This window comes from Solihabitans fulvus (assembly GCF_008386585.1).
Classification (GTDB): domain Bacteria; phylum Actinomycetota; class Actinomycetes; order Mycobacteriales; family Pseudonocardiaceae; genus Solihabitans; species Solihabitans fulvus.
This window is the reverse complement of sequence record NZ_VUOB01000048.1, coordinates 33283-48180: the sequence shown is the minus strand read 5'-3', so window position 1 is coordinate 48180 and position 14898 is coordinate 33283. Positions and strand designations below refer to the sequence as shown.

The 14898-nt window shown below is 72.0% G+C and carries 12 protein-coding genes and 1 pseudogene; 3 read left to right on the top strand and 10 right to left on the bottom strand.

All coding sequences use genetic code 11. The features are described 5' to 3' along the window. Nucleotides 1-50: 50 nt before the first annotated feature. Nucleotides 51-2009 (top strand): APC family permease, encoded by a 1959-nt coding sequence (locus F0L68_RS25875; protein ID WP_149852405.1) that lies wholly within the window; start codon nucleotides 51-53, stop codon nucleotides 2007-2009. A 1-nt stretch (nucleotide 2010) separates the two neighbouring features. Here the strand turns inward: F0L68_RS25875 and F0L68_RS25870 are convergent, their stop codons facing one another. The 3 genes from F0L68_RS25870 to F0L68_RS25860 form a co-directional block, all read right to left on the bottom strand. Further along, complete coding sequence (locus tag F0L68_RS25870) at nucleotides 2011-3204, bottom strand: MAB_1171c family putative transporter (RefSeq protein WP_149852404.1); 1194 nt, start codon at nucleotides 3202-3204, stop codon at nucleotides 2011-2013. Between the two features lies 1 nt (nucleotide 3205). After that, complete coding sequence (locus F0L68_RS25865) at nucleotides 3206-3772, bottom strand: ImmA/IrrE family metallo-endopeptidase (RefSeq protein ID WP_188316831.1); 567 nt, start codon at nucleotides 3770-3772, stop codon at nucleotides 3206-3208. Nucleotides 3773-3866: 94 nt separating this feature from the next. Continuing rightward, complete coding sequence (locus tag F0L68_RS25860) at nucleotides 3867-4322, bottom strand: helix-turn-helix domain-containing protein (RefSeq protein WP_149852431.1); 456 nt, start codon at nucleotides 4320-4322, stop codon at nucleotides 3867-3869. A 248-nt stretch (nucleotides 4323-4570) separates the two neighbouring features. Between F0L68_RS25860 and F0L68_RS25855 the strand changes: the two genes are divergently transcribed. Continuing rightward, the gene (locus tag F0L68_RS25855; protein ID WP_149852402.1) at nucleotides 4571-5338 is read left to right on the top strand and encodes a hypothetical protein; all 768 of its coding nucleotides are present in this window, start codon (nucleotides 4571-4573) and stop codon (nucleotides 5336-5338) included. A 13-nt stretch (nucleotides 5339-5351) separates the two neighbouring features. On the opposite strand, the gene F0L68_RS25850 is transcribed toward F0L68_RS25855, so the two are convergent. Both F0L68_RS25850 and F0L68_RS25845 read right to left on the bottom strand, forming a co-directional pair. Further along, on the bottom strand, nucleotides 5352-5885 hold the full coding sequence (locus F0L68_RS25850) for a mycothiol transferase (protein ID WP_149852401.1): 534 nt from the start codon (nucleotides 5883-5885) through the stop codon (nucleotides 5352-5354). A gap of 117 nt (nucleotides 5886-6002) precedes the next feature. Further along, nucleotides 6003-7565 (bottom strand): MFS transporter, encoded by a 1563-nt coding sequence (locus tag F0L68_RS25845; protein WP_149852400.1) that lies wholly within the window; start codon nucleotides 7563-7565, stop codon nucleotides 6003-6005. A gap of 323 nt (nucleotides 7566-7888) precedes the next feature. On the opposite strand from F0L68_RS25845, the gene F0L68_RS44925 reads away from it, so the two are divergent. Beyond that, entirely contained in the window at nucleotides 7889-8293 is a 405-nt protein-coding gene (locus F0L68_RS44925) for a pentapeptide repeat-containing protein (RefSeq protein ID WP_368732281.1), read from the top strand. On the opposite strand, the pseudogene F0L68_RS44595 reads toward F0L68_RS44925, so the two are convergent. The 5 genes and pseudogenes from F0L68_RS44595 to F0L68_RS25820 all read right to left on the bottom strand — a co-directional run. After that, nucleotides 8191-11067: pseudogene (locus tag F0L68_RS44595) on the bottom strand (AfsR/SARP family transcriptional regulator); the annotation flags it as partial. The gene F0L68_RS44925 and the pseudogene F0L68_RS44595 sit on opposite strands and share 103 nt — an antisense overlap. Before the next feature lie 93 nt (nucleotides 11068-11160). Continuing rightward, nucleotides 11161-12828 (bottom strand): carboxylesterase/lipase family protein, encoded by a 1668-nt coding sequence (locus F0L68_RS25835; protein ID WP_149852398.1) that lies wholly within the window; start codon nucleotides 12826-12828, stop codon nucleotides 11161-11163. 74 nt (nucleotides 12829-12902) lie between these two features. Further along, complete coding sequence (locus tag F0L68_RS25830; RefSeq protein ID WP_149852397.1) at nucleotides 12903-13514, bottom strand: class I SAM-dependent methyltransferase; 612 nt, start codon at nucleotides 13512-13514, stop codon at nucleotides 12903-12905. Between the two features lie 102 nt (nucleotides 13515-13616). Further along, nucleotides 13617-14174 carry a hypothetical protein gene (locus F0L68_RS25825; RefSeq protein WP_149852396.1) on the bottom strand — a complete coding sequence of 186 codons (558 nt, stop codon included), beginning with the start codon at nucleotides 14172-14174 and terminating at the stop codon, nucleotides 13617-13619. A gap of 69 nt (nucleotides 14175-14243) precedes the next feature. Continuing rightward, nucleotides 14244-14891, bottom strand: coding sequence for a TetR/AcrR family transcriptional regulator (locus tag F0L68_RS25820; protein WP_149852395.1), 648 nt, complete (start codon nucleotides 14889-14891; stop codon nucleotides 14244-14246). Between the last annotated feature and the right edge of the window lie 7 nt (nucleotides 14892-14898).

The window sequence follows — 14898 nt, the reverse complement described above, 5'->3', positions numbered from 1 at the left end:
GGACGGGCGGCCTCCGGCCCGTTTCGGGCGACGCCGTTACTGTTCGGTCCGTGACGACGACGGCCAACCAGGAGCGCGCCACCGACCGGACCAGCCGATTTCGCAGCTGGCTGTTGGAGGGGCTGACCCACCGCCACCGCAAGCTGGCCGGTCCGCACAAGGACGTCGCCCCGCACGAGACCCAGCCGTGGTGGAAGGTCATGTGCCTGACGGGCGTCGACTACTTCTCCACGCTCGGCTACCAGCCGGGCATCGCGGCGCTGGCCGCCGGGGTGGTGTCGCCGCTGGCCACGCTGGTGCTGGTGGCGCTGACCCTGTTCGGCGCGCTGCCGGTGTACCGGAGGGTGGCCAGGGAGAGCCCGCACGGCCAGGGTTCGCTCGCCATGCTGGAGCACCTGCTGCCCCGGTGGTGGGGCAAGATCCTGATCCTGGTGCTGCTGGGCTTCGTGGCGACGGACTTCATCATCACGATCACCCTGTCCGCGGCGGACGCGACCGCGCACGCGGTGGAGAACCCGTTCATGCCGAGCTTCTTCGGCGGCCACAACGTGCTGCTCACGCTCGTGCTGATCGCCCTGCTCGGGGTGGTGTTCCTGAAGGGCTTCACCGAGGCGATCGGCATCGCCGTCGGCCTGGTCGGGGTGTACCTCGCGCTGAACGTGGTCGTCGTGTTCGTCGCGGTCCGGCACGTGATCGCCGCGCCGCACCTGGTGGTGGACTGGCAGAACCTGCTGATCAGCCAGCACGGCAACCCGTGGGTGGTGGTCGGGGTCGCGCTGATCGTGTTCCCCAAGCTGGCGCTCGGCCTGTCCGGCTTCGAGACCGGCGCGTCGGTGATGCCGATGGTGCGGGGCGGCAAGGACGACGACCCGTTGCGGCCGGAGGGCCGGATCCGCAACACCCGCAAGCTGCTCGGCACGGCCGCGGTGATCATGAGCGTCTTCCTGATCACCACGAGCTTCACCACCACGCTGCTCATCCCGCAGGCCGAGTTCCAGCCGGGCGGCCAGGCCAACGGCAGGGCCATGGCGTTCCTGGCGCACGAGTACCTCGGGTCGGGGTTCGGCACGGTCTATGACCTGTCCACGATCGCGATCCTGTGGTTCGCCGGGGCGTCGGCGATGGCCGGGCTGCTCAACATCGTGCCGAGGTACCTGCCGCGCTACGGAATGGCGCCGGACTGGACCCGCGCGATGCGTCCGCTGGTGCTGGTGTTCGTGGTGATCTCCTTCGCCATCACCATCATCTTCAATGCCAACGTCGACGCCCAGGGTGGCGCGTACGCGACCGGCGTGCTGGTGCTGATCTCCTCGGCGGCGGTCGCGGTGACGCTGTCCGTGCGGCGGCGCGGCAAGAAGGCGGCGACCGTCGCGTTCGGCGTGATCACCGTCGTGTTCCTCTACACGACCGCGGCCAACATCATCGAGCGGCCGGACGGCGTGAAGATCGCGACGTTCTTCATCGTCGCGATCATCGTGACCTCGCTGGTGTCCCGCGCGATGCGGTCGACCGAGCTGCGCGTCACCGAGGTGGAGATGGACGAGACGGCGCTGCGGTTCCTCACCGGGTTCGGCGAGGACAAGATCCGGATCATCGCGAACGAGCCGGACGATCGGGACGAGCAGGAGTACCGGGAGAAGGAGCGCGAGCAGCGGGACAACCACGGCATTCCGGAGGACGCGCCGCTGCTGTTCCTCGAGGTGACCGTGGTCGACTCCTCGGAGTTCGAGTCGAGCCTGAAGGTGACCGGCGAGGAGCGGTTCGGCTACCGCATCCTGCGGGCCGAGAGCACCGCGGTGCCCAACGCGATCGCCGCGGTGCTGCTGCACGTCAGGGACGTGACCGGGCAGCGCCCGCACGTCTTCTTCGCCTGGATGGAGGGCAATCCCGTCTGGCAGCTGCTCGGCTACGTGCTCACCGGCGAGGGCGACGTGCCCCCGCTGACCCGCGAGGTGCTGCGCAGGGCCGAGCCCGACGCCGAGCAGCGCCCCATGGTGCACGTCGGCTGACTCAGCTCTCGGTAAGCACCGCCGCGACCACGGGCGACCGGCGATAGGCGTCGGCGACGCGGCCGAGCCAGCGGACCTCGTCGGCCAGGTCGACGCCGCCAGCGCCGGCCAGCACGGCGGGGGCATCCGGGCCGGCCCGCTCGCCGGACCTGGCGCGCAGCGCGGCGGCGAACGTGGCGGCCTCGGCGACCGCGTCGAGATCGGCGCCGCTCAGTCCCGCCGCCGCGCCGCGCTCGCGCGCGAGGTCGTGCACGCGCTGGTCGAGGTAGGGACGCAGGGCGAGCCGGCCGTCGCGGATCTCGATGACCCTGCGGTAGAGCCGGAAGTCGAGCGTGCGCCACGGTCCCGCGCCGGCGAGTCGGGTGTCCGGCGGCACGAACGCGATGTTCGGCATCGCTAGTGTGGTCGCCGACCAGAGCGGCCACAGCCTGCGGTACGCGCGGTAGCGGGCGAGTTTGTCCCACTGCCTGGAGATTGCCGGGCCCCAGCCCGCGATGGTCGCGCCGACGACGAACGGGAGGACGGCGCAGCCCGTCAATATCGTCGACACGGGCCCCTCCGGCCATGGCGGCGAGCCGTCGAATCTCCTGACCAGCGCGTAGAACGCCTTGTGCAGCACAAAGGCCACGCCGATCAGGACACCGGCGCCCATCGTGCGGAGCCCGATCCGCAGAAAGGGCTGCGTCGCGTGGCGCGCGTATCTGGTGGACAGCCGGAACACGTCGCCGAGCGACACGGTGAGATAACCGAGAAAGACCAACAGGTATTCGGTGACGAACGGCTTGCCGGCGTACTGGTTCACGAAGTCGTCCGCGTCGTTGCCCAGCGGCGCCAGTTCGAACAGCACGATCAGGGCGAGCACGGACGCACCCGCGTACCCGGCGCGCAGCCTGCTGGCGGCCCTGGTCCGATCCGGCGGGAAGGTCAGGCGGACGAAGAGCACCTGCATCCAGTAGCCGGCCAGCACGGTGAGTTCGTGCTGGATCAGCTTGACCAGGCTCGGCGACGCCATCAGCCACGGTATGCGCTGGTAGAGCGGCGGCAGGCTGACGGTGACCGAGCTGGCGAACAGGAACAGGACCGCGCAGAGCGCGCGCAGCGCTGGGCTGTCCTTGCCGCGTCGAAGGTCGCGGACCTTGTACGCGAAGGCCGCCCAGCACAGGGCGATGGCGATGAGGTGGATCGCTCTGATCACGTCAGTCGCCCTCTGGTGAGCCGGTGCCCTGTGGTGAGTCGATGCCCTCTGGTGAACCAATGCCCTGTGGTGAACCAAGTACGGACCACAGCCGGTTCAACACGTCGGAGATCTCCTCTGAGGCGACCGGAATGTGCCGGGTGTCGACGCGAAATCCCGCCTTGGACAGGATCAGGGAGGCGAACATCTCGGCCTCCTGCTCGTCCTGTTCGGAGTAGTTGGAGCGACCGAGCACCCGTCGGACCACCGCCGGATCGATGTTGGGCAGCAGCAGTCGGGCGGTCGCCTCGGTGAGCGCCGGGGCGCCCGTGTGGTTCAGCATCAGGTGACCGATCTCGTGCAGGATGATGTGGTCGCGATGCAGGAAGCTGGTGTCTTCCTCGTAGAAGACGTAGTCGGCGGTCGCCGAGGAGATCCAGAGGCCGGTGGGATTGGCCGCGCGGGCCGGCATGGGCAGCAGGCGAATGGGTCGACCCCGCTGGCGGCCGAGGTCGGCGCACAGCGCGCCGATGTCCAGGGGTGTGCCGATCCTTAGCCGCTCGATCTGTTGGATGCATCGTTGATGCACCTGACCTAGGTCCATGCCCCGCCCCCGGGCCGTGCGGCGTCCTCGGACACCGCGCCATGGTCATCGCGGGGCGGTCGTGCCCAGCCGGAGAAGTCTACTGGCCGGGGGGCCGGGGGCTGTCGCCGTTCGCCGGCGGCAGGCCTTCCAGCTGCCGGATGCGGTCGACCAGGTCGTTGACGGTGTCGAGGCTCGCGGGCGACAGGTCGGCGACGCGGAGCGCGACCTGGCGGACCGAGCCGTCCCGCAGCGCGGCGAGCAGGGCCAGCTCGGTGTCGACCTGGGCCGAGGTCGAGTCGTCGAAGAAGTACGCGGGCGAGACACCGAAGAACGCGGCCAGCCCCTCGAGGTGGCGTTTGGTCGGGTTGGTGCGGATGCCCTTGCGCAGCTGCCAGACGTAGGTGTGCGAGATCGAGATGCCCTGCTCCCGGATGCTCGCCGCCACCTCCTCGTAGCTGTACTCCTCGCGCGCCGCCGGCCGGACGAGCTGGAAGAGGTGGTTGAGCTTGTCGGCCAGGCTGCGCCCGCCGTCGGTGTCGGTGTCCTGCTCCACCTCGGGCACCTTCTCCACCTCGGGCACCTGCTCTCGGCTCGTCAACTGGTGTTTATGGCGTGCCCTGTTCACGAAGCAACAGTTGACAGGGTGCGGTGCTTCCAGCTTATAGTCTCACCCGGGGCTCAACTGAGGTTGATAGCAGGGGGATCCAACGTAGTCTCAGTTTACGATTTCGCGCGCCATCGCTCCCGAATCCTGCTGGGTGGACAAGGCAGTTCCGCATGTTCCCAACGCAAGGAGATGTTGTGAGGGTTCGAAACGTGTTCGTCGCTGCGGTGGCCGCGGTGGCCGTCCTGGCGCTCAGCGGTGTCGGCTCCGCGTCGGCGGCTCCGCAGACCGGCGGCAACGGCGTGTCGCCGATGCTGTTGGACGGGCAGTCTTTCCTTGAGGTCAAGGACAACGGCGACCTGATCCGCTGGGGTGCCGGCTACCAGAACGCGCAGGTCGGCAACGGCTGGGGCGACGCCAGACTGATCACCGGCCTCGGCCGGACTCCCGGCAATCCGCAACGTGACGACTTCCTTGAGGTCAAGGCCAACGGCGACCTGATTGAGTGGCTTGGCGACAACACCGGCACGACCTACGTCCCCACCCAGGTCGGCACCGGCTGGGGCGACGCAAGGCTGATCACCGGCCTCGACGACACGCACTTCATCGAGGTCAAGAACTCCGGCGAACTGGTGATGTGGACGTGGAACGGCAGCAACTGGGTGCCGAGCCACGCCGGCGACGGTTGGGGCGACGCGCGCATCATCGTCGGTCTCGCCACCAATGACTTCCTTGAGGTGAAGGCCAATGGCGACCTGATCGAGTGGACCGACAGCGGCTCCGGCTTCCAGGGGAAGCAGGTCGGCAACGGTTGGGGCGACGCAAGGCTGCTGGCCGGCGTCAGCTACACCCGGTTCGTTGAGGTCAAGGCCAGCGGCGACCTGATCGAGTGGAACTGGAGCGCCGGCTCCTACGTGCCGACGTTCATCGGTGGCGGCTGGGACAACGCCCGGCTGCTCGGCTAGTCAAGGCAGGTAGTCACTCGCCGACCCGGCCGTCGGCCGCCTCGCGCAACGCGTCGAGGTGGCCGACGTGCCGCGCGGTCTCCTGGCTCACATGGGCCAGCAGCCACCGGACGGTGAACTCCTCCTCGTCGGACGGCGGGCTGGCCACGTCGTCGGGCCGCCGTCCGGCGAGCGCGTCCTCGGACCGCCGCCACTCGGCCACGTAGTCGGCCACCACCGAGGCGGGATCCTCGTGCTCGCCAACCAGGAAGCTCGGGTCGGGGCTGCCCTCCCACAGCGAGGGCAGGTCGGCGCCGCCGCCGACGATGGACAGCCAGTACCGCTCCACGGCGGTCAGGTGTTTGAGCACCCCGAGCAGGCTCATTCCCGGCGAGGCGGGCCACGGCGCGGCGACGGCGGCCGCGCGGTCCAGGTCCGCCACCTTGTTCACGGCGGTGGCCCGCAGGAACCCGAGGAACTCCCAGGCCAGCCGCAGCTCGTCGGTGGCCTTCGCCTCGGGCCACGACCTCGGCACCTCCGCCGACCGGCTCGAACGCGTGTTCGACATGTCCCGGATCCTAGGGCAGCGGTCGCCGCGCCCGCCACGGCCGACACGCGAACGCCGCCCTCCCCGCCGGGGTCGGCGGAAGGGGCGGCGCCCGGTCGGAGTCCTCGACGGCCCCGGTCACACCCTGGCGGGGGCGACTGGCTCGGCGCTGCCCTCGACGGCGTCCCCGGTGAGCACCTTCGGCACTCGGCGCAGCGCGACCAGCGCGGTCAGCGCCGCGACGGCGGCCAGCCCCGCGCTGCTGACCGCGGCGACGTGCATGGCGCCGACGAAGGCGTGCCGCGCCGCGTCGACCACCTGGCCAGCGAGCTCGGCCGACATCCTCGACGCGCTGTCCAGCGCGCCGCCGAGCGAATCGCGGACCTCGGCGACGTCCCCGCCCGACAGCCCGGCCGGCAGGTCGAGGCCGCCCCGGTAGGAGCTGTTCAGCACGCTGCCGAGGATCGCCATGCCGAGCGCGCCGCCCAGTTCCGTCGCGGTCTCCGAGATCGCGGACGCCGCGCCGGACCGCTCCTTCGGCACGGAGGCGAGCACGGTGTCGGCGGTGACGGTGAGGGCGAGACCCATGCCGAAGCCGATCGGGAGCATCGCGGCGAGCAGCGCGGGGTAGTCGGGGGTGGTGCCGGTCAGCATGTACAGCAGGAAGCCGACGCCGGTCAGCGCGAGGCCGATGGCGACGAGGCGGGCCCTGCCGAACACGCCGACCAGCTTGCCGGCGAGCACGCCGCCGACCATCGCGACCACCGAGGCGGGCAGGCCGGCGAGGCCGGACTTCAACGGCGACCAGCCGAGCACGAGCTGGAAGTACTGGGCGAAGATCAGCGACTGCGCGATCATGGCGAACATCGCGAAGAGGTTCGTGCCGATCGCGCCGGAGAAAGCGGCCCTGCGGAACAGCCGGACGTCGATCAGCGGTTCGGCCAGCCTGGTCTGCCGGCGCAGGAACACCGCGAGGCCGGCGACCCCCAGCACGGCGGCGACCAACACCTGGGTCTGGCCGACGCCGCCGCGCGCGGCCTCCTTGATGGCGTAGACGATGCCGACCACGCCGAGGATCGACAGCGGCACGCTGAGCGCGTCGACGCGGCCGGGGTTGGGGTTGCGCGACTCCGGCAGCACGACCAGCCCCGCGACGAACACCGCTGCCATGATCGGCACGTTGATCAGGAACACCGCGCCCCACCAGAAGTGGTCCAGGATCGCGCCGCTGATGACCGGCCCGAGTCCGATGCCGGCGCCGACCACGCCGCTGGAGATGCCGACCGCGGCCATCCGCTCCTTCGGGTCGGTGAAGACGTTGCGCACCAAGGAAAGCGTGGACGGCATGATGGTCGCGCCCGCGATACCGAGCAGCGCCCGCGCCGCGATCAGCATCTCGGGGGTCGAGGCCCCTGCCGTCAGCGCGGAGGCGACCGCGAACGCCACGGTTCCGGTCAGCAGCAACCGCTTGCGGCCGAAGCGATCCCCGAGGTTGCCCATCGTGACCAGCAGGCCGGCCAAGGCAAAACCGTAGCTGTCGGCGATCCAGAGGACCTGGGTCGACGACGGGTTCAGGTCCTTGATCAGGCCGGGGATGGCCAGGTGCAACGCGGTCATGTCGATGGCGAGGACGAGCCCGGCCAGGCAGCAGATCACCAGCGTGGCCCACTTGCGGCCGTTCGTGATCGGGGAGGAGGTCATGGTCAGTACCCTCGGCGCGGGCACTGACCGCTCACGCACCGAGCACTGACCGCCTCGCGTGCAGTTCGGCGAGCGCCTCGTCCCGCGACAGCGCGGCGCCCCGGTCGAAGGCCGCCACGTACGCATGCCGGCCGAGCAGCTCGGCCGCCCGCCCCGCGATCCGCGCCACGTCGGGGTCGCCGGCCACCGAGGAGCCGCGCAGCCGAACGCCGACGCCAAGCAGCAGCGCGGCCCGCTCGGCGTCGCCGTTGAGCAGCGCGACACCCGCAAGGCCCTCCGCGGCCGACCCGGCGATCCGCAGGTTCGCGCCGCCGAAGGCGGCGATGCCCAGTGCGTCGCGGTATCTGGCCAGCATGTCGGCCACGTCGCCGTCTGCCGTCCTCTCGTCTGCCGTCTTGTCGTCTGCCGTCTTGTCGTCTGCCGTCTTGTCGTCTGCCGTCTTGTCGTCTGCCGTCTTGTCGTCTGCCGTCTTGTCGTCTGCCGTCTTGTCGTCTCCCGTCTTGTCGTCTGCCGTCTTCTCGTCATCGAGCGTTCCGTCGGTGGTGGTGCCGTCGTCGGCGGCCGTCCTGCCGGGCGATCCGGCGAACCCGGCGGTCGAGCCGCCGAGCGTGGACGCGGACAGCGCCTCGCGGTACCAGCCGTCCGCGCCGTCCGCGTCGCCGTCGGCCACGGCGATCTGGCCGAGCGTGATCTGGATGTTGGCCCGCAGGTCCGCGACGCCGAAGTAGTCCGACGGGCTGCCAGCCAACGCCAGGTCGCACCATCGCCGCGCCTCGGCCAGGTCGCCGCGCAGCCTGGCCACGTTGCCAAGACCGTGCTGCGCCCGCGCCGCCTTCTCCGGCGCGCCCGCCCGCCCCGCCGCCTCGATCGCGGCCTCGTAGTCGCCGTGCGCCGGGTCGAGGTCGCCTGCCCGCACGGCGTTGTCGGCCCGGTTGGCCAGCAGGTCCGAGGTCTCCTCGGCCGCGCCGAGCAGCGTGGTGAGCTCCAGCGCCTCGTCGATCAACTCGGTCGCCTCGGCCCGGTCGCCGCGCAGGTCCACGAGGGTCGCCAGCTCGGTCAGCGTCTGCACGATCCCCCACCGGTCCCCCGCGGTGCGGAACTTCGCCAACGAGCCCCTGAACTCCCGCTCCGCCTCCGTCGGGGCACCGTTCACCAGCCAGAACTGGAAGGCGATGCTGAGCTGCAACAGCCCCTGGATCCACAGGTCCGTGCTCGCCGCGAAGTGCTTGAACAGCGGCGGAATCGGGTCGCCCTCGGCGGGCGGCCCGGTGTACAGCGCCCACGCCACCAACAGGAACGGCCGGTGCAGCGGCCGGTCGAGCGTGCCCATGATCCGGTGCGCCTCGCGCACTGGGACGTCGAACTCGGGACCGGCCGACCCGCCGGACACGGCGCTGACCACGCACAGCACGTACTCCTCGGCGAGGTCCTCCCGCACGGTCGGGTCGACGAGCTTCAGCAGCGCGCGGGCCAGCGGCGTGCCCTCCGTGCGCTGCCCGCGCAGCCGCCAGTACGAGGACAGGGCAGCGTGCAGGCACAGCGCGGTCCTGGTGTCGGCGGAGTCGACGGACCAGCGCAGCGCCGCCTGGAGGTTGCCGTGCTCGGCGGCCAGCCTGGCCAGCCACTCCAGCTGCTCGGCCCGGCGCAGGTGCGGGTCGGCCGTCTCGGCGAGGTCGAGGAAGTACGCGGCGTGCGCGGCCCGCACCCGGTCCTGCTCGTCGGCTTCGGCGAGCCGGTCAGCGCCGAACTGGCGGACCGTCTCCAGCATCCGGTAGCGCCCGCCGCCCGCCTCGACCAGCGACTTGTCCGACAGGCCGGCGAGCAGCTCGTCCACCTCGTCCTCGGGCAGCCCGCAGACCCGCGCCGCCGCGTCGAGCGTGGCGCCGCCGGCGAACACCGTCAGCCGCCGCGCCAGCGTCTGCTCGGTCTCGTCGAGCAGGTCCCAGCTCCACTCGACCACCGCGCGCAGCGTCTGGTGCCTTGGCGCCGCCGTGCGGCTGCCGCGCGACAGCAACCGGAAGCGGTCGTCCAGCCTGGCGGCGATCTCCTCGACGCCGAGCGAGCGGAGCCGGGCGGCGGCCAGCTCGATCGCCAGCGGCAGGCCGTCCAGCGCGGTGCAGATCCGCAGCACGGCGCCGAGATTGTCGTTGCGCACAGCGAAGTCCTGCCGCACGGCGGTCGCCCGGTCCGCGAACAGCCGCACGGCCGGGTACGCGAGCGCCTGCTCCGGCGTCGCGTCGGCGGGCGGCACCGGCAGCGGCGGCACCGGGCTCAGCGCCTCGCCGGTGATGCCGAGCGCCTCCCGGCTGGTGGCCAGCACGCGGAGCCCCGGGCACGCGCCGAGCAGCCGGTGCACGAGCCGCGCGGCGGCGTCGATCACGTGCTCGCAGTTGTCCAGCACCAGCAGCAGTCGCCGGCCGGCGAGCGCGCCGACCAGCCGGTCGGCGACGTCCTGCGCTGCGCCGGATCCCGCGTGCGTGTTGGCTTCGCGCAGCCCCAACGCGCCGAGCACGGCCCGTGGCAGTTCGGTGCCGTCGCCGACCGGCGCGAGATCCACGAAGCAGACGTCGCCGTCCTCCCGCCCGCTCGCCTCGATCGCCAGTCGGGTCTTGCCGCCGCCGCCCGGCCCGGACAGCGTGACCAGTCGCGAGGCGCGCAGCAGCGCGCCGACCCGGTCCAGTTCCTCGTCGCGGCCGACGAAGCTGGTCAGCTGCGCCGGCAGCCCGAGCCGCGACGTGCTCGGCGGGGTCGCGGCGAGCGAGGGCTCGGCCCGCAGGATCGCCAGGTGCACCTCGGCCAGCTCGGCGGAGGGGTCCGTGCCGAGTTCGTCGGCGAGGATCCGGCGCGCGTCCTCGAACACCGCGAGCGCCTCGGCCTGCCGCCCGCTGCCGTACAGGGCGCGCATCAACTGCCCGCGCGGCCGCTCGCGCAGCGGATGCGCGGCGACCAGCTCCTGCAACTCCGCAACCAGGCCGCGGTGTTCGCCGAGCGCGAGCGCGGCCTCGGCGCGGTCCTCGGCGGCGGTGACGCGCAGCTCGGCCAGCCGGGTCGCCTGCGCCTCGGCGAAGGGCACGTCGGCAAGCGCGGGCCCCCGCCACAGCGCCAGCGCCTCCCCGAGCAGCGCGGCGGCGCCCCGGTTGTCCCCGGCGGCCATGGCCCGCTGGCCCTCGCGGGTCAACCGCTCGAACCGGTGCGCGTCGACGTCGTCGGGGTGCACCGCGAGCCGGTAGCCGGCCGGGTGGAACTCGACGATCGCGCTCGACCCGCCGGCGTCCCGCAGTCCCTTGCGCAGCCTGGACACCTGCGACTGGAGGGCGTTCGCCGCGTCGCCGGGCGGGTGCTCGCCGTACAGGCCGTCGATCAGGCCCTCGGCGCTGATCAACTGGCCGGCGTTCAACAGCAACAACGCGAGCAGCGATCGGACCCGGGGCCCGCCGACGTTCACCGGACTCCCGTCGGCGGACTGCCGGACTTCGGTCGTGCCAAGGATGCCGAACCACATGCCGTGATTGTCACCCATCGGGACGAACGATCTGGACAGAACGACGCCGGGACCCGGCGCGGGGGCGCGCCGGGTCCCGGTGGTCACGAGCGTTCAGCCGAGGGACTTCCAGAAGTCGTACTGGTGGTCGCGGCGGAGGTCGGTCCGCCCGATCGCGCCGGGCGCGAGGGACTGGACGTACTGGCCGGCGCAGTGGAACCGGGACCAGGCTGGCAGGCCGGGCGCGTTCGGGTTGCCGGTGCGGGCGAACTGGGTCCAGTAGCGGATCATCCGGTCGGACAGCGCGTCCTGGGCCGCAGTGCGGCCGCCGACCCAGTCGACGCCGAACAGGTAGGACAGCTCGCTGGTGTGGTAGGCGCCGACCGGGAAGGACATCGGCGCGCCGGCCAGCCACGGGGCCTGCTCGTCGGCGAACTCGTAGGCGTAGGTCGGCACCTGCGCGGCGAGCGCCCGGTCGGTGTCGATGGCGGGCTTGGTGAAGACCGAGTCGGTCAGCACCGAGGACAGCGCGAGGGCGGGCGAGCCGTCGTGCGCGCTGAGCGGGTACGCGGCGTGCACCTTGTCGGCCCGGTCGCAGCCGGTCGCGCCCTGGTCGCAGAAGTTCGCGACGAGCTGGGCCAGGTAGTCCTGGTCGGTGGCCAGCGGCACGTGCTGCGCGGCGAGGCCGTAGACCATGAACCGTTCCTCGTCGTGCGTGGTGCCGACGATCATGGGCACCTTGTTGAAGTGGCCGCTGCTGATCGCCTGCGCGGGGTCCGTCGGCAGCACCGGGCCGCCGACGACCGGGCCGAGCCCGAAGCCGTACATGTAGTCGAAGCCGAGCGCGGCGATGTCGGCGGTCGACCTGCCGTGCAGGCACTGCGCGACGGCGGCCCGGTCACCCTTGTCGCAGCCGAGCCGCGCGGCGATGGCGAGGCCCTGCTGCTCGGCGGCGGCCCTCGGCCTTGGGTAGCTGCCCATCGTCTTGGACAGCGGGGCGACGCACGGCGCGCTCTGCGAGATGGCCCGCTGGAACAGGCCCGCCGCGCCGGGCGAGGCGAGCTGCGCGCAGGTGCTGATGGAGCCGGCCGACTCACCGAACAGCGTCACGTTGCGCGGGTCGCCGCCGAACGCGGCCGCGTTGTCCCGCACCCAGCGCAGCGCGGCCTGCTGGTCCTGGAGGCCGTAGTTGCCGGACAGGTCGTCGGGCGTCGCGCCGTCCAGCGCGGGGTGGTCGAGGAAGCCGAGCGCGCCGAGCCGGTAGTTGATCGTGACCACCACGACGTCGCCCTTGGTCGCCAGCGGCGCGCCGCCGAACAGGTCGCCGGCGCCGAACGCGAGGCTGCCGCCGTGCATCCAGAACAGCACCGGCAGCTTCCGGCCCGAGGCGTTCCTCGGCGTCGTGACGTTGAGGTAGAGGCAGTCCTCGGACGTGCTCGCCTTGGCCATCGGCATGCCGACCTGCGCGCAGGAGCTGCCCGGCGCGGTCGCGTCCCGGACGCCCTGCCACGGCTCGGCGGGCCGGGGTGCCCGCCAGCGGAGTTCGCCGACCGGCGGCTTGGCGTAGGGAATGCCCTGGAACGAGCGGTGGTCCTCGGTGACCGTGCCGCGCACCGATCCCCGGTCGGTGACCACGACGGCCGGGTCCGAGCCTGGTGTCCCGGCCTCGGCGACCGCAGCGCCCGCAGTGCCCGCGGCGGTGAGCACCAAGCCGATGGCCGCCGCGCCGGTCCAGATCCTGGCCAGCCGCCGCAGGCCCGAGCTGTTCGCTGTGTTCTTCATGCCGGCAACTCTCGGCTTGCGCGCTGACCGCCCGCGCACCGCCGGCTGACCGCCGCGCACCGGCGTGACGCCCGCTACTCCGGCAGTCGGGCGATGACGTTGTAGAGGTGCCAGTGCTTGGGGCCGCCGAACGCGTTGCCGTCCCGGTCCTCCACCTCGAACTTCACCAGCTCCATGCCGTCGAACAGGGCGCGCGCCTCGGGTTCTGGCAGGAACGTGTACGTGCCGGTCTCGGTCTGCGCGTAGGAGTCGCGGTCTCCCAACAGGTTCACCGCGCACCACGCGCCGGGCCGCAGCGCGGCCCTGAGCACGCCCCACAGCCGCGCGAAGTCCTCGGGGGCGATGTAGGGCAGCGAGTAGCCGGAGTAGACCAGGTCGGCCCCCGGCAGGTCGGCGAGTTCCGCGAAGCCGGCGATCTGGATGGTCAGCCGCTCCCGGTGCTCTCGCGCGGTGCTGGCCGTCAGGTTGGCGCGGGTGCCCTCCTCCCAGTCCACCGCGTGCGTCCGCCAGCCGGCGCCGAGCAGCGCGTCGGTCTCCCTGCCAAGCCCGCAGCCGAGGTCGATCGCGGTCCGGCCGTTTCCCGGTCCGGCCAGCTCGATGACCTCGAGGCACAGCGGTCGCACGGCGCGGTCCGACTGGGCGGCGTTGTAGGTGGCCCAGATCGAGGGCTCGGCGGTGTCCGACATCAGCGGATCATGTCAGGACGCGGCCAGGAATTCGTTGCCAGTGACCGAATTCGCCGCGGGCCGTGACGCTGCGTTCCGTGCCCCCGAGTCAGCGCTGCCGTCTCAGCGTTGCCCGGCGACGCCGAGCCGCCGCGTCGAATTCGGCGACAGGGTCATCGGCTCGAACCAGCCCTGCCGGACCAGTTCGAGCTGGCCGGGCAGCGGCAGCACCGGGTACAGCGGGATGCCCCTTGCCCAGTTCCGCAGCACGCCCTCGGTCGCCTCGACGGCGGTGACGACCATCGTCACCGGCCGCCCGTCCTCGGCCCAGGTGTTCCACAGCGCCCAGCCCTCCTCGCGGGCTGGCACCCCGAGCCTGCGGCACAGCTGCTCGTAGGTCTCGGGCACTCCGGCCGGCATGGCGTCCGGGTACAGCAGGAGCACGCCGGCCAGCCGCAGCTCCGGCCGCTCGCGCTCGTCTGGCAGGCAGCCGTCGCCGTCGAAGTGGTGGCGGCGCACGGACCTGGCCAGCCGGTTGACCGCCCGGTGCAGCCGCGTCGCCCCCGGCGGCTCCTCGCCGTAGGTGAACCAGTCCTCCCCGCCCGCCGCGTCCGCCACCGCGCGCGCCAGCTGTTCGATCTCCCGCAGGTACTCGGCCTCGGTCAGCTCGGGTTCAGCCACGCCGGCAGTCTCACACCGACACCGGGACCCGACCAGCCGATTTCCGGGAGGCGGCGCGGCCGCCGACGGTCACGTCGCCGGGTCGGGCCGGTCCAGCAGGCGGTCCAGTTCGGCCGCGAACAGCAGCGCGGGGTCGAAGCCCATCCCGGCGAAGTGGCCGGCGAGTTCCAGCGACAGCACGCCGTGCAGCCGGGTCCAGAAGGACAGCGCCCAGTGCAGTGTCGCGGTCGGCGCCGGGTGCCCTCTTGCCCACTCGCGGTGCCGTTCGAGGTGCCCGTCGAAGGCGGTCGCGGGGCCGGCCTGCGCCGGTCCGCAGGCGTCCAGCACCGTCGCCATGATCTCCGAGGAGATCACCGTCGTGTCGTCGGGTGCGTGGTAGCCGGGCACCGGCGTGCCGTAGATGAGGAAGTACCGCTGGGGGTCCTCGACGGCCCACCGGCGCATCGCGTGCGCGAGTCCGGCGAGGTCGGCGCCCGTGGCCTGCGCCGCGCGCATGGCGTCGGCGAGGCTGCGGTAGGCGTCCCTGATCAGCTCGGTGATGAGCTCGTCGCGGCTGCCGAAGTACCGGTAGAGCGCCGGGCCGCTCATGCCCAGCTGTTTGGCGATCGCGTTGAGGGACAGCGCGGACGCGCCTGCGACGGCGATCTGCTCCCACGCCCGCTCCTTCACCTCCTCGCGCACCTGCGTCCGGTACCGCTCGCGGGGGGTCCCCGTCATGGCTCGC